This is a genomic window from Methylobacterium sp. J-092, from assembly GCF_022829325.1.
GTDB lineage: Bacteria > Pseudomonadota > Alphaproteobacteria > Rhizobiales > Beijerinckiaceae > Methylobacterium.
This window is the reverse complement of the sequence record NZ_JAKSXU010000196.1, coordinates 17,385-40,158: the sequence shown is the minus strand read 5'-3', so window position 1 is coordinate 40,158 and position 22,774 is coordinate 17,385. Positions and strand designations below refer to the sequence as shown.

Below are 22,774 nucleotides of genomic sequence, written 5' to 3'. Positions count from 1 at the left end.
GCGCGACCGACCGGGCCGATCGCGCTGGATTTCTGTTCACACGGGCAGCCTCAGCCCGCAACCCGCTTCGGACGGCTGAGCCGCCAGATGATGCACGAGCGCTCGACGGGATCGAGGGCGATGCGGTGCGACTTGCCGCGCAGCTCGAACGTGTAGCCGTCGAGCAGGTCCTCGACGGCGACCGCCCCGCCGTCGCCCTCGCCAAGCAGCCAGAGCGGCACCTCGTAGGTGCATTCCTGGCGGTTCTTGGGATCGAGGTTGACCATCACGAACACGCAGTTGTCGCGGTCGGGCGTCGTCTTGGCGTAGGCGATGATGCTGTCGTTGTAGGCCGCCGTGAACACGACGTTGCGGAAATCCCAGAGCGCGGGGTTCTCGCGACGGATGTGGTTGAGCTTGATGATGTGCTCGCGGATGTTGCCGGGCCGGTCGTAGTCCCAGGCCTTCAGCTCGTACTTCTCGGAGTTGAGGTACTCCTCCTTGCCGGGATAGGGCGCCGCCTCGCACATCTCGTAGCCGTTGTAGATGCCGTAGACCGACGACAGAGTCGCGGCCAGCGTCGCCCGCACGACGAAGCCGGCGCGGCCGCTCGTCTGGAGGTAATGCGGGTTGATGTCGGGCGTGTTGGCGAAGAAGTTCGGCCGGTAGTACTCGCCCATCTCGCCCGCAAGCTCGGTCGCGTACTCGGTCAGCTCGGCCTTGGTGTTGCGCCAGGTGAAGTAGGTGTAGCTCTGCTGGTAGCCGGCCTTGGCGAGCTTCTTCATCATCTTCGGCCGGGTGAAGGCTTCGGCGAGGAAGAGCGCGTCGGGATAGCGCCCGTTCACCTCGGCGATCACCCATTCCCAGAACGGGATCGGCTTGGTGTGCGGGTTGTCGACCCGGAAGATGCGCACGCCCCGGCTGCACCAGCCGAGCAGGATGTCGCGCAGCTCGATCCACAGCGACGGCAGCGCGCCGCCGTAGAAGTGCACGTTGGAGATGTCCTCGTACTTCTTCGGCGGGTTCTCGGCGAACTTCAGCGTCCCGTCCGGGCGCCACTCGAACCACTCGGGATGGTTCTTGATCCAGGGATGGTCGGGCGAGCACTGGATCGCGAAGTCGAGCGCCACCTCCATGCCGTGGGCCTGGCTCGCCGCGACCAGGCGCTCGAAGTCGGCCAGCGTTCCGAGTTCGGGATGGACCGCCTCGTGGCCGCCCTCCTCGGTGCCGACCGCGTAGACCGAGCCGACGTCGCCCGGCAGCGCCTTCAGGGTGTTGTTCTTGCCCTTGCGGTTGGTGCGCCCGACGGGGTGGATCGGCGTGAAGTACAGCACGTCGAAGCCGAGCTCGCGGATCTCCGGCAGGCGGCGGATCACGTCGTCGAAGGTGCCGTGGCGATTCACGTCCATCGACTGCGAGCGCGGGAAGATCTCGTACCAGGCCGAGAACCGGGCCGCGAGCCGATCGGCGATCACCTGCGCCGACACGGGGTAGCGCGAGGCGTTCACCCGCTCCGCATTGCGGCGGACAAGGCTCGCCGCGTCGGGCACGAGGATGCGGTCGAGCTGGGCGGCCGAGCCGGTCTCCTCGGCGCCGAGCGCGGCGACGAGCGCCTGCAACCGCTCCTTGTCGCGCCCCTCGGCGAGGTCCGCCGCGGTCTGGACCAGGGTGACGCCCTCGATCGTCTCGAGGCGGACGTCGACGCCGGCGTCGCGCTTCTTCAGCGTATCGCGCATCCAGGACGAGAATCCGTCGCGCCAGCCCTCGATGGTGAACTCGTAGCGGGCGTTCTTCTCGAGCGGGAATTGCCCGGCCCAGCGGTCGTTGTCGACGAAGACCATCGGGTCCCGGCGCCATTCGCTCGCGCCGACGACGCGCGACAGGATCGCCGCGTTCAGGATCTCGTGACCGTCCGAGAAGATGTCGGCCTCGATCCGCAGGTTCTCGCCGACGACGCGCTTGACCGGTGAGCGGCCGCCGTCGAGTTCCGGCGTCACCGCCTCGATCACGACGCGGCCGGTGCCGTCCGGCGTTCCGCGGCTCGGCAGCTTGGTCACGGCCGCCGCGACGGCGCTGATGATGCGCAGCTCGCCCGGCGCCAGGTCGATGGCGCTGCCGGGATGGAAGGCGATCGGCTCGGCCTCCGGCGTACGGTCGACGAACGGCCCGAGCAGGCCGCCCGTCCGGGTGATCAGCGCCCCGGCATCGACCGGCACCGGCCTGTCGGTCGGGTTGAAGAGCAGGATGACGGCGTGCCGGGCGGAGGCCGGATGGCCGGAATCGTAGCGGGCGAGCGCGACGAAATCGGCGTCCGGCGCGGAGATCCGGGCCTGCGCGCCCTCGACGTTGGCGGCCGGAAGCTCGGCGCGCAGGGCGTTGATCGCGGCGACATAGGCCGAGATGTCGATCCCGGTCTCGGTTTCGCGGTCCGCCGGCGTCGTGTCGACGACGTGGACCGCGCGGCGATAACCCCACTCGTAGCCGATCGGCATCAGGACGCCGGCCGAGTAGAACGCGGCGAGGGCGTAGCGGCTGCGCAGCTGCGCGGCGACGGCCTCCGGGCCGCCCGACACCTTGGCCGCGAGCCGCGGCATGTCGTGGTTCTCGGGGAAGGCGATCGAGGGGGCGATGACGCGCAGGCGCTCGTACTGCTCCAGCGCCCAGGGCTTCTTCAGATCCCACCACGCGAACGAGTTGAAGAGGTAGTCGAACCCGGCGCCGGCGGTGGCCTTGGCCTCCTCGAAGGTGCAGCCCAGGGTCTCGGCGGCTAACAGGCAACTGGCCTCGCGTGCCTTCGCCTGCCCGATCAGGGCGCGCCACGTTTCCGGCGGGACCTTGTAGGCCGCATCGCAGCGGAAGCCGGCGACGCCGAGGCTCTGGAGATGGGCGATGTAGGCGTCCCAGATCCGGGTCAGCTCGCTGCGCGGGCCCTCCGAATGGTAATCGAGCTCGGCGAGATCGCCCCAGACGGTGCGGATCGACGGATCGTCGGGATCGACCGCCGCCGGGCTGGCGATCGAGCCGTCGGCCTCCTTCACGAACAGGTCCGGCCTGTCGCGGGCGAGGCGGCCGTCGTTGGCGGTGTGGTTGATGACGAGGTCGGTCATCACCGAGAGGCCGATGGCCTCGGCCGCCGTGCAGAAGCACCGGATCTGATCGTCGTCGGAGGTGCCGTCCTGATCGCGGAAGCGATCGTCCAGCCGCTCGGGGTCGGCGACGGCGTAGAGGCTGCCCGAGCCGCCGGTGGCGTGGAACGGGTTCAGGTAGACCCAATCGAAGCCGAGGGCGGCGATCCGCGGCAGCTCGGCCGTCCAGTCCGAGACCCGCCCGACGAGGAGCGGGAACAGGTTGTAGATCCGCGGCCCCTGGATGCGCGCGTCCGAGGCCCGCGTCGCGAGGCCGGCCGGCGGCGCGACGGGGGCGGCCCCATCCGCTGCGGCATTCCTCGATGCGGTGGTCGGTGCGTTCATGCTGGCCTCGAGTTGTTGGATGGCGTCATCGACTAACGCCCGAATGCCGGGTGCGTGCCGTGCCCGCGGATGCGGCGCGGCACGCTCGGATCACGCCCGGCGCCGGAGGACGGCGTAGGGCAGCGCGGAGAACAACGCTCCGAGATCGGCGGAGCCGTCGTAGCCGGCCCCCGTGACGATGTCGTGCCAGGACGTGCCCGCGCCGAGATCGACCGTCGTGCCGGCGAACCCCGCCCCCGACCAGGCGGCGTCCCTGACCAGTCCGGCGACCAGTCGCGGGACCGCGACGAAGATGTCGCCGTCCGCGCTCGCGTCGGAGCGAAGGTAGGCGACGACGTTGTCCGCACGCGGCCCCGTCGCCTCGATCGCCCGGTAGTCGGCCTCGGCATAGAAGGCCGGACGCGCGGCGCGGTCGGCGAGCAGATGCGTCAGGGTCGCCTGCTTCACCCGTCCGTCCGGCCAATGCGCCAGCAGTTCGGGCAGCACCCCCTGGTCCGCAAGAGCGCGTTCCATCGCCGCGTAGTTCACCGGCCGGCGGTTGTCGGGATCGACGAACGAGAAGTCCCAGAACTCGGTGCCCTGGTACACGTCCGGCAGGCCGGGCAGCGTGCATTTGAGGACCGTGCGGCCGAGGCCGGCGATCATCCCGAGATGGGCGAGGCGCCGGGCGAACGGCCGCAGCTTGGCCAGGAACTCGGACCCCGGCGCGATCAGCGCCTCGAACAGCTTGGCGACCGCACCCTCGTAGGCTTCGTCGACGTTGACCCAGCTCGACCTGCGCTTGCCCTCGCGCATCGCCTTCTCGCTGTAGGCGGTCAGGCGCTTGCGGAAATCCTCGATGGCATTCGGCTCGTCGGCATCGAGCAGCTCGAGCGGCCACGCCCCGAGGATGGCCTGGAAGAACATCCACTGGTCGTTGGCGTCCGGCGCCGGCTCGTCGTCAATGGTCGTCAGGTGCGGGACGGCAATCGTGCGCCACAGGTCCCAGGCGCGGGCCCATTCCTCCGGCAGCTCGGACAGGGCGAGCAGGCGCGAGCGCGCGTCCTCGCCGCGCTTGGTGTCGTGGGTCGCCGTCGTGATCATCGCGTTCGGCCAGTCGCGGGCACGCGCCGCCTGGAGCGCGTGGAAGTGCTCCGCGTCGAGGCCGTACTCGCCCGGATCGCCGCCGACCTCGTTGAGGCCGAGCAGCATCGCGTAGCGGTAGAACAGCGTGTCCTCCAGGCTCTTGGCCATCACCGGGCCGGTGAGCTGCTGGAAGCGGCGGCGGAACCGCAGGATCACGATCGGGTCCGGCCGTCCGGGCCCGGAGGTCTCGATCCGGCCGATGAGCGCGGCGGCCGCGAAGTCGTGGACCGAGCGGTCCGGCAGCGCCGACCAGCGCTTGGCCTTGGCGACCGCGCCCTCGATCAGCCGAACGTCCTCGGCCTCGACATCGCTCTCGTCGAGATCCGGCGGCAGGTAGCTGCGATAGGTCGGGAACCGCGCGATGATCTCGATGAGCGCCCGGCGGATCGCATTGACCGAGAAGTCGCGCGTGCGCCGGTCGGCATCGGCGATCTCCTTGAGGTCGGTCGTCAGCACCTCGAGCTCGCTGGCGAAGCTGATCTCGAGGATCTCGGCCTTCGCGGCGCGAAGCTGGAAGCCGTAGGGCTCGTCGAAGCCGGTGGCCCACTCGTAGAGCCGCTTGATCTTGCCGCGCTTGCCCTGGTCGACGAGGATGCCGTCGAGGTGGTTCAGCACGTCGTAGCCGGTGGTGCCGGCGACCGGCCACGGCCGAAGCTTCTCGCCCGGCTCCAGGATCTTCTCGACCACGACGTAGAAGCCCGGTCCGACGGCCGCCTGCAGCGCCCGCGCATAGCCCTGCGGGTCGGCCAAGCCGTCGATGTGGTCGATGCGCAGCCCGTCGATCCGCCCCTCGCGGACGTGCCGGAACACGGTCTCGTGCGAGCGGTGGAAGATGTCGTTCAGCTCGACGCGCAGGCCCGCCAGCGAGTTCACGTCGAAGAAGCGCCGGTAGTTGATGTCGCTCGACGCGACGCGCCAATGAGCGAGGCGATAGGCCTGGCTCTCCAGGAGCCGGTGCAGCGGGCCGAAGCTGTCCGGGCGGCCCTTGAAGCCGTTGAGCAGCTTGAGGCTGCGGTCGATCGCGGCTCGGATCTCAGGCGATGCGGCGCAGACGGCGGCGAGCCGCTGCTTGAGCCCTTCCGCCTCCTCCGGGAAGGCGACGCGGCGCTTCGCGTCGGTCTCGGCGCCCATGGTGCGCAGGCGCTCGGAGATGGCGAGCAGCTCGCCCTGCGCCTCCTCGTCCACGTCGCCGAGCGCCGCCAGCACCCGGTTGAGGATGGTCGGGTAGTTCAGCGGGCGGATCGGGAACTGGTGCTCGTAGTGCCAGACGCTGAAGGCCCCGGCGACCGCGTCGAACTTGAGCTCGAGGTTCCCGTTCTCCAGCGCCTCGCCGTAGCGCTCGCCGAGGAAGGGGATCACCAGGTTGCGGTTGGCGCCCAGGCGTTCCCAATCGATGTCGAAGGCATGGCCGAAGGGCGAGAGCGCGCCCCATTCGAGCACGGACAGCCACCACGGGTTGTCGGCGCCGCCGACGCCCATGTGGTTGGGGACGATGTCGAGCAGCAGCTTCAGCCCGTGCGCCCGCAGCGCGTTGGACAGACGCACGAAGCCGGTCTCGCCGCCGAGCTCAGGGTTGATCGCGCCGTGGTCGACGATGTCGTAGCCGTGGGTCGAGCCGGGCCGGGCCTTCTGCAGCGGCGAGGCGTAGACGTGGCTGATCCCGAGCTTCGCCAGGTACGGGACGATCTTCTCCGCGTCGGCGAAGGTGAAGTCCTTGTGGAACTGCAGGCGGTAGGTCGCGCGCGGCGGGGCGGTCGCGAGGCGGGCGGCACCGGAGCGTGGGCCGCGATCCTCGGCCGACAGGGCGGCGGCGAGCTTCGCCAGCGGGCCGCCCGGCGCGGCGATGGCGGCGAGGTCGCGGTCGAGCTTGCGCCGCCAGTTCGGGTAGCCCTCGGTCGAGCCCGGCACGTTGGCCTGGCTCAGCTCGGAGACGACGTCCTCGTACTGCACCGCGGTCAGCATCGACGGAGCGCGGGCGAGGTAGCGCGCCGCCGCCTCGAACGGGGCCGCGTCCGGCGGCTCGGCGCCGACGATGAGCTGCTGCGCGGCCAGCGCCTCGGACAGGCGCCGGCGCTCGGTGACGCGCTCGTTGCGCTCCGCCTCGGCCCGCTCGGCGTCGTAGAGGCCGAGGGACTGGCGCGTGTCGGTGTCGACCCCGCGCCACCAGCCGACGAAGGTCGGCAGATCGTGCGTGGTGATCGCGGTCAGCGCGTCGCGGGGATAGGCCTCGGGCGCCTTGAACCGCCCGTCTTGCTCACGCTCGAACGCCAAGATCCGGTAGCTGAGGATGCCGGCCTGCATCAGCGCGTCCGAGAAGCCCTCCGGCGCGGTGCCGAGATCCTCGGCGATGACGAGGCACTTGTTGCGATGGCTCTCCAGGCGCAGCACCGCGATCATCGGCTCGAACGGCATCGCCACGTAGGCGCCGTCCTTTGCGCCGCCGCCGAGCGGGATCAGGAACAGGCGGGCGAGCTGGAAGGCGTGGTCGATGCGGATCGCGCCGGCATGGCGCATGTTGGCGCGCACCAGCGCCCGGAAGGCGGCGAGCCCGTCGCGCTCCATCTCGAGCGGATCGAAGGCCGGCAGTCCCCAATCCTGGCCCTTGGGCGCGAGCAGGTCCGGCGGTGCGCCGATCGAGACGCGGTCGGCGAAGCGCTCGGGATGCGACCAGATCTCCGAGCCGCCACGGTCTGCGCCGACGGCGAGGTCGCGGTAGAGGCCGATGCGCATGCCGGTCGCGAGCGCCCGCTCGGAGGCGTCTGCGAGCTGCCGGTCGGCGAGGTACTGGAGCCAGGCGTGATACGACACCGCGTCGCGGTGCTCGTCGGCGAAGGCCGCGACGGCGTCCGTTCCGGCGCGCCGGAATTCCTCCGGCCAGTCGCCGAGCCACTGGGCGCCCCGCCCCTTGAAGTGCTCGAGCAAGGCCTCGAACGTGGAGTGCGATTGAAGATCCTCGCCGCCCTCCTCCCGGAAGGCCGTGAAGCCCGCATCTGCGCCCCGGCTCGCATCCGACTCCGCCCAGAAGTCCTGCAGCACCGGCGAGAGCACGTCCCACACGCCCTGGTGGTCGACCAGCGCGGCGGCGCGCAACGCTTCGACGCGGGGCGCCATCTCGGCGAGACGCCTTTCCGCCCGCGAGCCGACGAAGCCCGGCATGCTCGTCGGCGCGATGAACAGCGTGTCGAGGAACAGGCGCGAGGACGGCGAGTAGGGCGAGATCTTGGTCCGGTCGGCGGCAAACAGGGCGTGCACCGGGCTGAGGCCGAGAAACGATGCGCCGCGCAGGCCCGCATCGCGCGCCGCCTGACCCGCGTCGGCATAGGTGCCGATCCCGAGGTTGGTGTCGGAGCGCAGGCCGTAGAGCTGGGCCGCGAGACCCCAATCGCTGGCGCCCTCGTCGGCATAGGCGCGCGGACGCCAGCAGCGCTGCGGCGCCGAGATGATCCAGGCCTCCGCGGTCCGGTCGCCGAGGGTGACGGCGAGGTGATGGTAGCCCGGCGTCAGCGGCGGCAGCTCGAACCCGGCGGTATCGCTGGACAGGGTTGCCCGGCCCTCACGGGCGTTGCCGCGCTCGTCGACGAGGCGCCAGACCGCCGTCCCCTCCCCGCGAACCGGAACGCGCACCGCGCGGCGCGCCTCGACCGGCAGCAGCGGCGGGATCAGGCCGTTGCGCAGGGCCTCGACCTCGCCGAGGCTCCGGGCGATCTCCTCGTCGGTGCCGACCGCGAAGCCGAGCGCCGCGAGCATGCCGCGGCGGACTTCGAGCGCGGTCTCGACCGGCTTGCCGAAGGCGTCGACGTAGCCGTCGGCGATGCCTGCGAGGTCGGCAAGGCGTTGCAGTGCACTGCTCATCGGGCCGCTTTCGTCAGAAATACACCCGTCCAGGCGGGCAGAGACGCACCGGTGCCGTCCGGCGCATTGGTCCAGACCGGCGTGTCGTCGCCGGCCTCGACGGAGAACGGCGCATCGCCGACATTGGCGACGAACCGCAGGGTCCCGCCCGCGTAGGACCAGGTGCAGTCGACCACGTCGGCGCGGGGAAGGATCGCCTTTGCGTTGCGATAGCCGGACTTGGCGAGCGGCACCACCACGTCCCGGCGCAGGGCCAAGAGCCGGGTGGTCTCGGCCAGCACCTCCCGGTACGGCGAGCGCTCGCGCTCGGACCAGTCCAGCTTCGACGCTTCGAAGGTCTCGGCCTCGGTCGGATCCGGGATCACCGACGTGTCGTCGGCGAAGGCCGCGAAGCTCTTGAACTCCTTGCGGCGCCCTTCCCGGACGGCCTTGTTCAGCTCCGCGTCCGGCGCGAAATCGACGAAGAACAGGAACGGCGTCGAGGCCGACCATTCCTCGCCCATCCACAGCATCGGAATCTGCGGGCTGAGCAGGAGCCCGGCGCGCGCCAGATCGAGCTTCTTCGGATCGGCGAGCTGGCTCAGGCGCTCGCCGAGCGCGCGGTTGCCGACCTGGTCGTGGTTCTGCAGGAACGTCACGAACGCGGTCGGCGGCAGGTGGGCCGAGGGCTCGCCGCGCGGATGGTCGCCCAGCGTCTTGAACGGCTCGCCCTGATAGGCGAACCCCTCCGACAAGCAGCGCGCCAGCCGCTCGACCGGCTTGTCGCTGAAGCTCTCGTAGTAGCCGGAATCCTCGCCCGTCAGCAGCACGTGCCAGCAATGGTGCAGGTCGTCGGCCCACTGGGCGTCGTGCTGGAGCGGCTTGCCCGAGCCGTCGCGCTCGAGCCACTTGGCCTGGTTGGCCTCGTTCTCAAGCATGAGATGGATCTGGCGATCGGGGAAGGCCGCGCGGACCGTCTCGCCGAGCTCGGCCAGGAAGTGCGTCGACGAATCGTCGAGGATCGCGTGGACGGCGTCGAAGCGGATGCCGTCGAAATGGTATTCCTCGAGCCAGTACAGCGTGTTCTGGATGAAGAACTGCCGCACGGTGTGGCCGCTCTCCTTGCCGTCGAAGTTGATGCCCGCGCCCCACGGGGTCTGGTGCCGCTCGGTGAAGAATGTCTTGGCGTAGGCGTGGAGATAGTTCCCGGCCGGCCCGAAGTGGTTGTAGACCGCGTCGAGGTAGACCATCAGCCCGAGCCCGTGCGCGGCGTCGATCAGGCGCTTGAGGTCGTCGGGACGGCCGTAGGCGGCGTCCGGCGCGTAGGGCAGCACTCCGTCGTAGCCCCAGTTGCGGGTGCCCTTGAAGTCGGCGAGCGGCAGCAGCTCGATGGCGGTGACGCCGAGCGCCTTCAGGTCGGCCAGCCGCTTCTGCAGCCCGGCATAGGTGCCCTCCGGCGTCGCGGTGCCGACATGCGTCTCGTAGATCACCGCCTCCTCGAACGGGCGGCCCTTCCACGCGTCGTCGCTCCAGGCGAAGGCGGCCGGGTCGATCACCTCGGACAGGCCCGACACGTCGTCCGGCTGGAAGCGCGAGGCGGGATCGGGCACCACGAGGTCGCCGTCGACGCGGAAGCCGTAGCGGGCGCCGGCCGCGACCCCGGGGACGGTCGTTCGGCGCCAGCCCTCGCCGGCATCCGGAAGCGCGTGATCCGTCCCGTCGACCACCAGCACGACGTCCCGTGCCGTCGGGGCCCAGAGCGCGAAGCGGACGCCTTGGTCCGCGATCTCGGCGCCGAAGGCCATGTTGTGCGTGCGCCGCATCGGGCCACCATCCTCATCGTTCGGGGCTCACGGGTCGGTCCGGATCGCGCGGGGGCGATCCCCGGAACGGTGCCGGGCGTGAACAGCCACGTCTGTCACAGAAGCGGTCGGCCCAGCTCTTGTTCCCCGCACCGCACCCAAACCCTGCCGATCGCGCGGCGGCATTCGGGCGCGAGCTTGGCCGGAGCCGGCGCAAGGTGGGAACGCGCGGGGATCCTGCGGTTGCAGGCGTCGCTCGCGGTCGCGAAAAAGGCGGCGGACGGGCCGGGATCGGGTGCTTGCGCCGGTGCGGCGGGAGGAATAATTAACCGTCTGATATCATTCGTCTTCCCCCACGTCGCGCCGCGCGCGGCGCTTCGGTGTGGGATGCACCTGACAACGGCCCCGGACGCGGGGCCTTCGCCACACGGATAAAAGCCCTTGGCCGACAACGACGAGACAGGGGCCGGCACGCCGCCGCCCGCCAGCGACATCAAGCCCGTCTCCATCACCGACGAGATGCGCCGGTCCTACCTCGACTACGCGATGAGCGTGATCGTGAGCCGGGCGCTGCCGGATGCGCGCGACGGCCTCAAGCCGGTGCACCGGCGCATCCTGTTCGCCGCCTACGAAAGCGGACACCTGCCGGAGCGCAAATACGTCAAGTCGGCCCGCATCGTCGGCGACGTGATCGGCCTCTACCACCCGCACGGCGACCAATCGATCTACGACGCCTTGGTCCGCATGGCGCAGGACTTCTCGATGCGGCTGATGCTCATCGACGGCCAGGGCAACTTCGGCTCGGTCGACGGCGATCCCGCGGCGGCGATGCGCTACACCGAATCGCGGCTCGCCAAGCCGGCGACCGCGCTGCTCGCCGACATCGACAAGAACACGGTCGACTTCCAGCCGAACTACGACGAGTCGCGCGAGGAGCCGTCGGTCCTGCCGGCGCGGTTCCCGAACCTGCTCGTCAACGGCGCCGGCGGCATCGCCGTCGGCATGGCGACCAACATCCCGCCGCACAATCTCGGCGAGCTGATCGACGCCTGCATCGCGTTGATCGACGATCCGGGCCTGACGATCGAGCAGCTCACCGAGATCGTGCCCGGCCCGGACTTCCCGACCGGCGGGGCGATCCTCGGCCGCGCCGGCACCCGCCAGGCCTACGCCACCGGCCGCGGCTCGATCATCATGCGGGCGAAGTCCCACGTCGAGGAGCTTCGCAAGGAGCGCGAGGCGCTGATCTTCACCGAGATCCCGTACCAGGTGAACAAGGCCACGCTGGTCGAGAAGATTGCCGAGCTGGTCAAGGAGAAGCGCGTCGAGGGCATCTCGGACCTGCGCGACGAGTCCGACCGCGACGGCATGCGCATCGTCGTCGAGATCAAGCGCGACGCGATGGCGGAGGTGGTGCTGAACCAGCTCTACCGCTTCACGCCGCTGCAATCCTCGTTCGGCTGCAACATGGTGGCGCTGAACGGCGGCCGCCCCGAGCTGATGAACCTGAAGGACCTGCTCCAGGCCTTCATCGACTTCCGCGAGGAGGTCGTCTCCCGCCGCACCAAGTTCCTGCTGAACAAGGCGCGCGAGCGCGCCCACGTGCTGTGCGGCCTCGCGATCGCGGTCGCCAACATCGACGAGGTGATCCGGCTGATCCGCACCTCGCCCGACCCGAACTCGGCGCGCGAGGCGCTGATGGCCCGCGACTGGCCGGCCCACGACATCGCCCCGCTGATCGCCCTGGTCGACGACCCGCGCCACCGGGTGGCGGACGACGGCACCTACCGCCTCTCGGAGGTGCAGGCCCGCGCGATCCTCGACCTGCGCCTGCAGCGCCTGACCGCGCTCGGCCGCGACGAGGTCGGCGACGAGCTGAAGTCGCTCGCCGACGAGATCGCCGACTACCTCGACATCCTGCGCTCGCGCCAGCGCATCCAGACCATCGTCAAGGACGAGTTCGCCGAGGTGCGGACCCAGTTCGCCACTCCGCGGCGGACGGTGATCCTCGACTACGATTCGAGCGTCGACGACGAGGACCTGATCCAGCGCGAGGACATGGTCGTCACCGTGTCCCATGCCGGCTACGTCAAGCGCGTGCCGCTCTCGACCTATCGGGCCCAGCGCCGCGGCGGCAAGGGCCGCTCCGGCATGTCCACCCGCGAGGAGGATTTCGTCACCCGCCTGTTTGTGGCGAGCACGCATACGCCGGTGCTGTTCTTCTCCAGCCAGGGCCAGGCCTACAAGGAGAAGGTCTGGCGCCTGCCGATGGCGGCGCCGAACGCCCGCGGCAAGGCGCTCGTCAACATTCTGCAGCTGCAGGACCAGGCCGAGCGCATCACCACGATCATGCCGCTGCCCGAGGACGAATCGTCCTGGGACACGCTGGACGTGATGTTCGCGACCGCGTCCGGCGGCGTCCGGCGCAACAAGCTGTCCGACTTCGTGCAGGTGAACCGCAACGGCAAGATCGCGATGAAGCTCGATCCGGGCGACCACATCGTCCACGTCGAGATCTGCCGCCCCGAGCAGAACGTGCTGCTGACCACCGCGCTCGGCCAGTGCATCCGCTTCCCCGTCGAGGACGTCCGCGTCTTCAAGGGCCGCGATTCCACCGGCGTCCGCGGCATCAGCCTCGGCAAGGGCGATCGCGTCATCTCGATGACGATCCTCAACAGCTTCGACGCGACGCCCGAGGAGCGCGTCGGCTTCCTGAAGATGCAGCGCGCCGTCATCGGCGACACCGCACCCGAGGCCGGCGACGCCGATGCCGAGGAGGCTGCCACCGATGCGCCGCTGCTGTCGCAGGAGCGCTACGCCGAGATGGGCGCCAACCAGCAGTTCGTTCTGACGCTGGCCGAGCGCGGCTACGGCAAGCGGACCTCGTCGTTCGAGTACCGGACCTCGGGACGCGGCGGAAAGGGCATCAAGGCGATGGAGGTCAACGCCCGCAACGGCAACCTCGTCGCCTCCTTCCCGGTCGAGGCGGCGGACCAGATCATGCTGGTGACCAATGCCGGCCAGCTCATCCGCGTGCCGGTGGACGACATCCGCGTCGTCGGCCGCGCCTCGCAGGGCGTGACCGTGTTCGACACCGCCAAGGACGAGCGCGTCGTCTCCGTCGAGCACATCGCCGGCGAGGACGAAGGCGGCGAGATCATCGACGAGACGGCGTGAGGCGGAGGCCCTGTAGGGCGGCGGATCCAGCCGTCCTGCAGGGTTTCGGCACCGGCTTTTCGCGCGTGCTAGAAAAAATGATGCTCGGCGTGGGATGATTTTTCCGGGATAAACGTAGCGTATACATTTGACGAAAGCATCGTCGCGACTGGACTAATGATGTTTCCGAGTGTTGCCGCGAAGTCATATTCAAGGTGAGGCGGCGGGGTTACTGGTCTGCAACGTCAGTCCCCAACCCCGGATGCCGCCCGTGCTGAAGTCCTTCGCCCTCGCCGCCGTCGCTTCGGCGACCCTCGCCGCCTCAGCCGGCGCCGCCGACCTTCCGCGCCGGGCCCCGCCGCCGGTGTTCACGCCTGTCCCGGTCTTCACCTGGACCGGATTCTACCTCGGCGCGAATGCCGGCTACGCCTTCTCCGAGCGCGACAACGTCCGCACCGCCGGCATCGGCGCGCTGCAGCTCAACGTCGACCGCGGCCTGCGCCGCTCGAGCGTGCCGCTGCCGCAGGACGGCTTCACCGGCGGCGGCCAGATCGGCTACAACTACCAGTTCACCCCGGGCTCGGGCATCGTCGTCGGCATCGAGGCCGACGCGCAGTACACCGACCTGCAGCGCCGCCGCACCGAGACGATCTTCAACCCGGCCTTCAACCCCAACGTCCTGACCAACAGCTACCGCACCGAGCTGAACTACCTCGGCACCGTGCGCGGCCGCATCGGCTACGCCTTCGACCGGGTGTTCGTGTACGGCACCGGCGGCTTCGCCTACGGCGACCTGACCCAGTCCGTCACGTTTCAGACCGGCGCTCCGGTGACCTACGCCGCCCGCCGCTCCAGCATGGAGACCGGCTACGCCTACGGCGGCGGCATCGAGTACGCGCTGCCGACCGAGTCGTTCCTGAACTTCTTCCGCGCCAGCGCGGTCACGATCAAGGGCGAGTACCTCCGCTACGACCTCGGGAGCCGCAACCTCTTCGTCGCCAATGTCGGCCCCGCCGGCACGCCGGGCATCGGCTACATCTCGCGCCTCTCGACCGAGGGCAGCCTCGCCCGTGCCGGCATCAACTACAAGTTCGGCACGTACTAGGATCTGCGCCGGGCGGCGGGTCGCCCGGATCGATCGAGATCGACCGGAAGGGTGGGAGCGGAAACGCTTCCGCCCTTCCTCGCGTTTCCGGCCGGCGGTCCATTCGCCGGGGCCGGCGGTTCCGTTCGTCACGAAAATCCTCTAGGGCGTTGCGGGCATGAACCGCACCGCGCTCTATGCCGGGTCATTCGATCCGGTGACCAACGGCCATCTCGACGTCGTCCGCCAAGCCTGTCGGCTGGTGCCGCGCCTCGTGATCGCGATCGGCGTCCATCCCGGCAAGGCCCCGCTCTTCTCTGCCGAGGCGCGGGCCGAGCTGCTCGCCGAGACCTGCGCGCCGCTCGCCGCCGCCGAGGGGACGGAGCTGGAGATCGCGACCTTCGACGACCTCGCCGTGACGGCGGCGCGCCGCTGCGGCGCCAGCCTGTTCATCCGCGGCCTGCGCGACGGCACCGATCTCGACTACGAGATGCAGCTTGCCGGCATGAACGGCGCGATGGCGCCCGAAGTCCAAACCGTGTTCCTGCCGGCCTCGATCCAGGTCCGCCCGATCACCGCGACGCTCGTCCGGCAGATCGCCGCGATGGGCGGCGACGTCTCGCCCTTCGTGCCGGCCCAAGTGGCCGAACGCCTCGCGGCCCGCTTCGCGAGCCGCAGCTGAGCCCCCAACGCTTCTCAAGGAGACGATCCCCATGAACCGCCGCAACGCCGTTTTCGCGCTCGCGCTCTCCCTCACGCTCGGGGCCTCCGCCGCCCGCGCCGCCGACGCCAACACCGTCTACCTCGACACCAAGGACGGCCGCGTCACGATCGAGCTGCGCCCGGACATCGCGCCCAAGCACGTCAAGCAGCTCAAGACGCTGATCGCCCAGGGCTTCTACAACGGCCTGAAGTTCCACCGGGTGATGGACGGCTTCATGGCCCAGACCGGCGACCCGAAGGGCAACGGCACCGGCGGATCGAGCCTGCCCGACATCCCGGCCGAGTTCTCCTCGGCGCAGTTCCGCCGCGGCACCGTCGGCATGGCGCGCTCGTCGGATCCGAACTCGGCCAACTCGCAGTTCTTCATCTGTCTCGGCGATGCCTCCTTCCTGAACGGCCAGTACACCGTGGTCGGCCTCGTCTCCGACGGCATGGATGCCGTCGACAAGATCAAGAAGGCGGCGCCCGGCGCCGCCGGCGGCGCGGTCCAGAACCCGGACAAGATCGTCAAAATGCAGCTGGCCGAGAAGGCCAAGTAAGCGGCGATGCGGGGCCTCCGCCGTGCGTCGGCGACCCTCCTCGTCGCCCTCGTGCCCGCCGCCGCGGGCGCCCAGCCGTTCTACGGCTACGCGTTCGACGGCGAAGGCCCCGGCTATCCGCTGAGCCTGCCGCAGACATTGCGGGCGACGATCGTCGTCCCGCTCGCGGTGAAGCCGGTTCCGCGCCCGAACACCCTGGCCGAGCTCTATCCCGCCCTCGCGGCGTGCTGGCGCCCGCCCGCCATCCTCGAGGATGCGTCGAACGTCGAGATCACCGCGCGGCTGTCGCTCCGGCGCGACGGAAGCTTGCTCGGGCCGCCGCGGATCACGTATGCGAGGGGCGTCGGTCCGAAGACGCGCCCGACCCTGGTGCATGCGACGATCGACGGATTGAACCGTTGCCTGCCGGCCCAGATCACGCCCGGCCTCGGCCGAGCGATCGCCGGGCGTCCCGTCGCCCTACGTTTCGTCTACCGGAAGGTCACCGCGAACCGACCCGGATGACGGCCACCGATCACCCCGCCGCGCCGCAGCCAGGCGCAGCGCCCCCGCCCTGAACAACCTGGAGACCGACATGGCCGACACCGAAAACCTCGTCCTCGAGACCACCAAGGGCCGCGTCGTCGTCGCGCTGCGCTCCGACCTCGCGCCGAACCACGTCGAGCGCATCAAGACGCTCGCCGGCCAGGGCTTCTACGACGGCGTGCCGTTCCACCGCGTCATCGACGGCTTCATGGCGCAGACCGGCGATCCCACCGGCACCGGCTCGGGCGGCTCCGACCTTCCCGACCTGAACGCCGAGTTCAACGCCGAGCCGCACACCCGCGGCACCTGCTCGATGGCGCGCACCAACTTCCCGCACTCGGCGAACTCGCAGTTCTTCATCTGCTTCGACGACGCCCGCTTCCTGGACAAGCAGTACACCGTCTGGGGCAAGGTCGTCGAAGGCATGGACGTGGTCGACACGATCAACAAGGGCGAGCCGCCGCGCTCGCCCGACAAGATCGTCAAGGCGACCATCGCCGCCGCCTGAATCCGGACCCGCCCGTCGCCCCCGAGAACCGGGCGACGGGCGGTGCCCCACGCCCCAAGTTTTCTGCACGCGATACCCGTTTCAGTCGTCGATCCCTCGCCCGCGGCGGAGGCGATGCATGCCTCCATCGAGCAAACGTTCGTCGAGCGCGAACTGCCGACGGCAGCCGTATCGGATCGAGGATCGAAAGATCGGGAGGCGCCGACGCCCTACCCGCACCCCCTCCGCGAATGCCGGATCATGCAATTCGGCTGAGCCATTCGCGACGGTGCTATGCCAGGATCGAGCCGTCCGCTTGCAGCGCCATGGCCCCGCCGGCGGTTGCTCGATCGGCGATTGCCCGATCCCGCTCGTCATCGGGCTCAACACGGTGGCCGGACTCGTCACGAACCCGTCTGCGCCCCGAAGGCGGTCGCATCGCTCGCCGTAGCGATGCTTGGGCGGGACCGCTCGCTCGGCGTCGTCCGGGTCGCTGGCGCGCACCCGGAACGCCCGGCGAATTTAACCCATGTTGGTGTCGATCTTGCGCCGGCAACTTAGCGTGACGGTTGCGCTCGCCCGTCATTCGAACACGTCACGGTTGGCGCGTCGATCTCTTCCGCCGCGGAGCCATCGTGCCGAGGCCGGCGCTCGCGGGTGCGGACGCGGACCGACACGATGTCGTCCATGGCCATGCGCGAGCAAGAACACACCGGATGGCCGAGAAGCGGGATACGGGCGTGAGCGAGGCGATCCAGGACGAAACCTTGCAGGCGCCGGTCGCGATCGCCCGCAGCCGCAGGGCGTCCCCCGCAGGTCCGCGCTATCACGCGGTCATCACCGCCCGCGACGGCGCGAAGAGCCTTCACCCGTTGCCGGCATTCGGCGACGACGAAGCCATCGCGCAGGCGCTCGCGCTCGCCGAAGGCCGGGTGATCGAGGTCTGGGACGGCCCGCGCCTGATCGAGCGCTTCAACGCAGTCACCTGGTAGCGCCCGAACCGTTAATGGCAGGCGTCGCGACCGTCGGCATGATCTACAGAAGGGGTGGAGCGGGTACCGGGAATCGAACCCGGGTATTCAGCTTGGAAGGCTGCTGCTCTACCATTGAGCTACACCCGCGATCCGCGCCGGATAGCATGGCGCGGTGAGCTTGAGAAGGCCGGAGACGCTGCGATCCGGCCCCTCCCGGCGTGGTTCTCAGTGCGCCGCGACCTGCCGCGTCGGCACGATGTCGTTGGCCATCACCTCGCCGAACGGGCCGTCGTTGCGGGCGTTCGAGGGGCCGATGCCGGTGGTGGCGCGCAGCGGCAGCTTCGGGAAGACGAGCTCGGCGAAGCGGTAGGCCTCCTCGAGATGCGGGTAGCCGGAGAGGATGAAACGGTCGATCCCGAGATCGATGTACTCCTTCATCCGGTCGGCGACCTGGTCGGCCGAGCCGACCAGCGCCGTGCCGGCACCGCCGCGCACCAGCCCGACGCCGGCCCAGAGGTTCGGCGAGACCTGAAGCTTGTCCCGGCTTCCGCCGTGCAGCGCCATCATCCGGCTCTGCCCGACCGAATCCTGGCGCTTCAGCGTGGCCTGCGCTTTGGCGATCGTGGCGTCGTCGAGCTTCGAGATCAGGCGGTCGGCCGCCGCCCACGCCTCGCCCTCGGTCTCGCGGACGATGACGTGCAGGCGGATGCCGTAGGAGAAGGTCTTGCCGCGCGCCTCCGCGGCCGCCTTCGCGGTCGCGATCTTCTCGGCGACGCCGGCCGGCGGCTCGCCCCAGGTAAGGTAGACGTCGCAATGCTCGGCCGCCACGTCGATGCCGGCCGGCGACGAGCCGCCGAAGTAGAGCGGCGGATAGGGCTTCTGCACCGGGGGGAAGATCAGCCGGCCGTTCTCCGCCGAGAGGTGCTTGCCCGTGAACGAGACGGTCTCGCCGGCCATCAGGCCGCGCCAGATGTGGAGGAACTCGTCGGTCACCGCGTAGCGCGCGTCGTGGTCGAGGAACACGCCGTCGCCGCGCAGCTCCACCGGATCGCCGCCGGTGACGACGTTGATCAGCAGGCGGCCGTCCGAGATCCGGTCCAGCGTCGAGGCCATGCGGGTGGCCGCCGACGGCTCCATCAGGCCGGGACGCACGGCGACCAGGAAGCGCAGGCGCTGCGTCAGCGGCGCAAGCGCCGAGGCGATCACCCAGGAATCCTCGCAGGAGCGGCCGGTGGGCAGCAGCACGCCGTAATAGCCGAGGGCGTCGGCGCCCTGCGCGATCTGGCGGAGATAGCTCAGCGACACGTCGCGCGCGCCCTCCGACGCGCCGAGATAGCGGCCGTCGCCGTGCGTCGGCAGGAACCAGAGGACGTCGGTCTTTCCGTCGGTCGAGGCGGTCATCGAAAGGTCTCCGTGTCGGCTCAGGCCGCCGTGGGCGTGCCGAGCAGGTGCTCGAGGATGCGGCCTTCGAGCCGCGCCAGGTCGGGATCGCCGCGGCGGCGCGGCCGGGGCACGTCGACCCGCAGATCGAGGGCGATGCGGCCTTCGTCGACGACGAGGATGCGGTCGGCCATCGCCACGGCTTCCGCGACGTCGTGGGTCACGAGGAGCGCGGTGAAGCCCTGCGCCCGCCAGATCCGCTCGATCAGGTCCTGCATGCCGATGCGGGTGAGCGCGTCGAGCGCGCCGAGCGGCTCGTCGAGCGCCAGCAGGCCGGGTCCGCTGACCAGCGCCCGGGCGAGCGCCACGCGCTGGCGCTGGCCGCCGGACAGGGTGGCGGGCCAGACGCCGGCCTTGTCGGCCAGGCCGACCTCCTCGAGGGCCGCGAGCGCACGCGCCCGACGCTCGGCCTTGGTGCCGGTGCCGGACAGTCCAACGGCGACGTTGTCGACCACGCGGGCCCAGGGCAGCAGCCGCGGCTCCTGGAACATGATGCGCCGCGGCCGCTGAGACCGGCGCGGACCGGCCTCGGCTTCGTCGAGGCCGATGCGCCCGGAGGTCGGGGTCTCGAGGCCGAGGATCAGGCGCAGCAGGGTGCTCTTGCCGCAACCGGAGCGGCCGACCACCGCCGTGAAGCCGCCGGCGGGCAGGAACAGGTCGAGCCCCGCGATTACGGCGTTGCCGTCGAAGCTCTTTAGAAGGTCGCGGACGGTGACCGCGATGCCGCGTTGCTCCCCCGCCCGGTCGGGAGAGGATCGGGGTGAAGGTTGCGCGCTGCCCGAGGGCGTCGCGACCCTCTCCCCCTGAGACAGCGCAGGCGCGCCGGTGTCTGGTTCCCGCGCCGGCGGCTTGTCGCGGAGTTGGGCGTCGAGCAGCATCAGGCGCTCCTGTAGGCGGGGTTCCAGGCGAGGCAGCTGCGCTCCAGCTGCCGCGTCAGCGCGTCGGCGAGCTTGCCGAGCGCGGCGTAGATCAGGATCGCCAGCACCACGACGTCGACCAGCATGAACTCGCGTGCCTGCATCGCCATGTAGCCGAGGCCCGAGGAGGCCGAGATGGTCTCGGCGACGATGAGCGTCAGCCACATGATCCCGAGGGCGTAACGCAGGCCGACGAAGATCGACGGCAGCGCGCCCGGCAGCACCACGCGGCGGAACAGCTCGGCGTTCGACATGCCGTAGACGCGGCCCATCTCGACCAGGGCCGGATCGACCGAGCGGATGCCGTGCAGGGTGTTGGCGTAGATCGGGAAGAACACGCCGAGCGCCACCAGGAACAGCTTGGCCTCCTCGCCGATGCCAAACCACAGGATCACCAGCGGAATCAGCGACAGGTGGGGCACGTTGCGCACCATCTGAACCGAGGTGTCGGTCAGGCGCTCGGACAGGCGCGAGAGCCCGTTGGCGAGGCCGAGGCCGAAGCCGATGCCGCCGCCGACCACGAAGCCGGCGAGCGCGCGCAGCGTGCTGACGCCGAGATTGGTCCAGAGCTCGCCGGTGCGGCCGGCCTCGATCCCGGCGCGGACCACGTCGAGCGGCGCCGGCATGAAGCGGTTCGAGACCAGGCCGGCCGAGACCGCCGCCTGCCAGCCGACGAGAATCGCCACCGGCAGCAGCCAGGGCACGGCGGCGTCGCGGATGCGGGAGGGGGTGGCGCTCATCGGATCTCGGCCTTGCGTTGCGGGTGGGCCCAGACGGCGTCCGCGACCCGGATCGGTTTCGGCAGGAGGCCGAGGGCGTGGAAGGCGTCGGCCACCGCCTGCTGGTCGGCGATCGTCTGCGCGTCGAGGGCCGCGACCCCGTAGGACAGGCGATCGAGCGCCACCGTGAGCACCGGCGCCGGGATGCCGACCGAGGGCGCAAGCTCGGAGGCGACCGTGCCGCCGTTGCCGGCGGCCCAGGTGTCGACCTCGGCGATCGCCTTCAGGATCGCGGACACGATGTCCGGGCTCGCCTCGGTGAAGACGCGGCGCGACAGGTAGAACTGGCGGTTCGGTGCGATCCCGGTGCCGTCGGCGAGGATGCGCGCACCGGTCGAGCGCTCGGCGGCGGCGAGATAGGGGTCCCAGATCGCCCAGGCGTCGACCGAGCCGCGCACGAAGGCGGCGTTCGCGTCGGCCGGCGAGAGGAAGACGAGCCTGACCGCATCGTAGGCGATGCCGGCCTTCTCCAGGGCGCGCACCACGAGGAAATGGACGTTTGAGCCCTTGTTCAAGGCGATGGTCTTGCCGCGCAGGTCCGAGACGGCGCGAATCGGGCTGTCCTTCGGCACCAGGATCGCTTCGCCCCGCGGGGCCGGCGGTTCGGTGCCGACGTAGCGCAGGTCGGCGTTGGCGGCCTGGGCGAAGATCGGCGGCGCCTCGCCGGCCGAGCCGAGGTCGATCGCCCCGGCGTTCAGCGCCTCGAGCAGCGGCGGACCGGAGGGAAACTCCGACCACGCGACCTCGTAGCCGAGGGGCGCGAGCGCCGTCTCGAGGGTTCCGCGGCCCTTCAGCAGGACCAGCGATCCGTATTTCTGGTAGCCGATCCGGACGGCGGACGCAGCGCGGGCCGGGCGTAACGCGATCGCCGCCGCGAGGCCGAGGCCGGCCGAGAGCAGGGTGCGGCGTCGCAGCGGCACCGAGCCGTCGACGGCGGCGAGACGCGCGGCACGTTGAGGATGAGGGTCGTCGGTCATCGCGGATCAGCCGTTGCGTGCGGGTGGGATCCAGACCGCGTCGGCGACGCGGATCGGCTTCGGGATCAGCTTCAGGGCGTGGAAGCGGTCGGCGATCACCTGCTGCTCGGCGGCGACGCGGTCGTTCATCGGGCCGATGAGGTAGTCGGTGCGGTCGACCGCGCGACGGGTGGCGGCGAGGGGCACGCCGGTGCCCTTCGAAAGCAGGTCGGCGACCTCGCCGCGGTTGTCGCCGCACCAGCGCGCGACGCCGCCGAGCACGTCGATCACCTCGGCCAGCACCGCGCCGCGGCCCTCCGCGAAGGCGCGGCTCGCCAGGAAGAAGTTGTTCTGCCGCGCGATCTCCTTGGCCGTCGCCAGCACGCGGACGCCGTCGCCGCCTTCCGCGATGGCGTAGTACGGATCCCAGATCGTCCAGGCGTCGATGCTGCCGCGCGAGAACGCCGCCGCGGCGTCGGCGGGCGCCAGCGTCACCGGCTCGATGTCGGCGTAGGTGAGGCCCGCCTTCTCCAGCGCGGCGACCGTGAGGTTGTGGGCGCTCGACGCCTTGGCGAAGGCGACGCGCTTGCCCTTCAGCTCAGCCAGCGACCGGATCGTCGAGCCCTTGGGCAGCAGGATGCCCGAGCCCGAGCCGCCGGCCTCCTGCGCCGCGGCGTAGACCAGGCTCGACTTGGCAGCCTGCGCGAAGATCGGCGGGGCGTCGCCAGTCTGGCCGAAATCGATGCTGTCGAGGGACAAGGCCTCGAGCAGCGGCGGCCCGAAGGAGAACTCGATCCAGCGCACGCTATGGCCGAGCTTGGCCAGGCGCTCCTCGATCACGCCCTGCTGCTTGGCGACCACGAGGATGCCGTTCTTCTGGTAGCCGATGCGCAGCACGCCCGGCTCGGCGGCCACCGCCGGACGGGTCAGGGGCAGCGCCGCGGCGAGGGCCGTGGCGACGAGGCGGCGGCGGTCGATCATCGCGGG

The 22,774-nt window shown here is 70.3% G+C and carries 15 protein-coding genes and 1 tRNA gene; 7 read left to right on the top strand and 9 right to left on the bottom strand.

The window, feature by feature from the left end:
• Positions 1-50: 50 nt before the first annotated feature.
• The 3 genes from MKK60_RS23240 to treZ form a co-directional block, all read right to left on the bottom strand.
• A complete protein-coding gene (locus MKK60_RS23240) occupies positions 51-3,449 on the bottom strand; it encodes a maltotransferase domain-containing protein (protein WP_243988751.1) in 3,399 nt (1,132 codons plus the stop codon).
• 90 nt (positions 3,450-3,539) lie between these two features.
• Positions 3,540-8,426, bottom strand: a complete 4,887-nt coding sequence (locus tag MKK60_RS23235; protein ID WP_243988750.1) for a malto-oligosyltrehalose synthase — start codon at positions 8,424-8,426, stop codon at positions 3,540-3,542.
• Positions 8,423-10,228, bottom strand: coding sequence for a malto-oligosyltrehalose trehalohydrolase (gene treZ, locus MKK60_RS23230; RefSeq protein ID WP_243988749.1), 1,806 nt, complete (start codon positions 10,226-10,228; stop codon positions 8,423-8,425). Before treZ ends, MKK60_RS23235 begins: the two co-directional genes overlap by 4 nt.
• Positions 10,229-10,648: 420 nt before the next feature.
• Between treZ and gyrA the strand changes: the two genes are divergently transcribed.
• The 7 genes from gyrA (at position 10,649) to MKK60_RS23195 (ending at position 17,713) form a co-directional block, all read left to right on the top strand.
• Positions 10,649-13,384, top strand: coding sequence for a DNA gyrase subunit A (gene gyrA / locus MKK60_RS23225; RefSeq protein ID WP_243935163.1), 2,736 nt, complete (start codon positions 10,649-10,651; stop codon positions 13,382-13,384).
• Positions 13,385-13,634: 250 nt separating this feature from the next.
• Entirely contained in the window at positions 13,635-14,468 is an 834-nt protein-coding gene (locus MKK60_RS23220; protein WP_243988748.1) for an outer membrane protein, read from the top strand.
• Positions 14,469-14,625: 157 nt separating this feature from the next.
• Positions 14,626-15,129 (top strand): pantetheine-phosphate adenylyltransferase, encoded by a 504-nt coding sequence (gene coaD, locus MKK60_RS23215; protein WP_147841845.1) that lies wholly within the window; start codon positions 14,626-14,628, stop codon positions 15,127-15,129.
• Between the two features lie 31 nt (positions 15,130-15,160).
• Positions 15,161-15,709, top strand: coding sequence for a peptidylprolyl isomerase (locus MKK60_RS23210; RefSeq protein ID WP_147841844.1), 549 nt, complete (start codon positions 15,161-15,163; stop codon positions 15,707-15,709).
• A gap of 6 nt (positions 15,710-15,715) precedes the next feature.
• Complete coding sequence (locus tag MKK60_RS23205) at positions 15,716-16,213, top strand: hypothetical protein (RefSeq protein ID WP_147726644.1); 498 nt, start codon at positions 15,716-15,718, stop codon at positions 16,211-16,213.
• Between the two features lie 70 nt (positions 16,214-16,283).
• The gene (locus tag MKK60_RS23200) at positions 16,284-16,742 is read left to right on the top strand and encodes a peptidylprolyl isomerase (RefSeq protein WP_147726642.1); all 459 of its coding nucleotides are present in this window, start codon (positions 16,284-16,286) and stop codon (positions 16,740-16,742) included.
• A 719-nt stretch (positions 16,743-17,461) separates the two neighbouring features.
• A complete protein-coding gene (locus tag MKK60_RS23195; RefSeq protein ID WP_147841842.1) occupies positions 17,462-17,713 on the top strand; it encodes a hypothetical protein in 252 nt (83 codons plus the stop codon).
• Positions 17,714-17,768: 55 nt separating this feature from the next.
• On the opposite strand, the gene MKK60_RS23190 is transcribed toward MKK60_RS23195, so the two are convergent.
• The 6 genes from MKK60_RS23190 to MKK60_RS23165 all read right to left on the bottom strand — a co-directional run bounded on the left by MKK60_RS23190 (position 17,769) and on the right by MKK60_RS23165 (position 22,768).
• A tRNA-Gly gene (locus MKK60_RS23190) sits at positions 17,769-17,842 on the bottom strand.
• Between the two features lie 78 nt (positions 17,843-17,920).
• Positions 17,921-19,096 carry an FMNH2-dependent alkanesulfonate monooxygenase gene (ssuD, locus tag MKK60_RS23185; RefSeq protein WP_243988747.1) on the bottom strand — a complete coding sequence of 392 codons (1,176 nt, stop codon included), beginning with the start codon at positions 19,094-19,096 and terminating at the stop codon, positions 17,921-17,923.
• 20 nt (positions 19,097-19,116) lie between these two features.
• Positions 19,117-20,013: an ATP-binding cassette domain-containing protein gene (locus MKK60_RS23180; protein WP_243988746.1), complete on the bottom strand. Its 897-nt coding sequence runs from the start codon at positions 20,011-20,013 to the stop codon at positions 19,117-19,119.
• Positions 20,013-20,792 (bottom strand): aliphatic sulfonate ABC transporter permease SsuC, encoded by a 780-nt coding sequence (ssuC, locus tag MKK60_RS23175; RefSeq protein ID WP_243949814.1) that lies wholly within the window; start codon positions 20,790-20,792, stop codon positions 20,013-20,015. Before ssuC ends, MKK60_RS23180 begins: the two co-directional genes overlap by 1 nt.
• A complete protein-coding gene (locus MKK60_RS23170) occupies positions 20,789-21,808 on the bottom strand; it encodes a sulfonate ABC transporter substrate-binding protein (protein ID WP_243988745.1) in 1,020 nt (339 codons plus the stop codon). Before MKK60_RS23170 ends, ssuC begins: the two co-directional genes overlap by 4 nt.
• A 6-nt stretch (positions 21,809-21,814) precedes the next feature.
• Positions 21,815-22,768 carry an aliphatic sulfonate ABC transporter substrate-binding protein gene (locus tag MKK60_RS23165; RefSeq protein ID WP_243988744.1) on the bottom strand — a complete coding sequence of 318 codons (954 nt, stop codon included), beginning with the start codon at positions 22,766-22,768 and terminating at the stop codon, positions 21,815-21,817.
• Between the last annotated feature and the right edge of the window lie 6 nt (positions 22,769-22,774).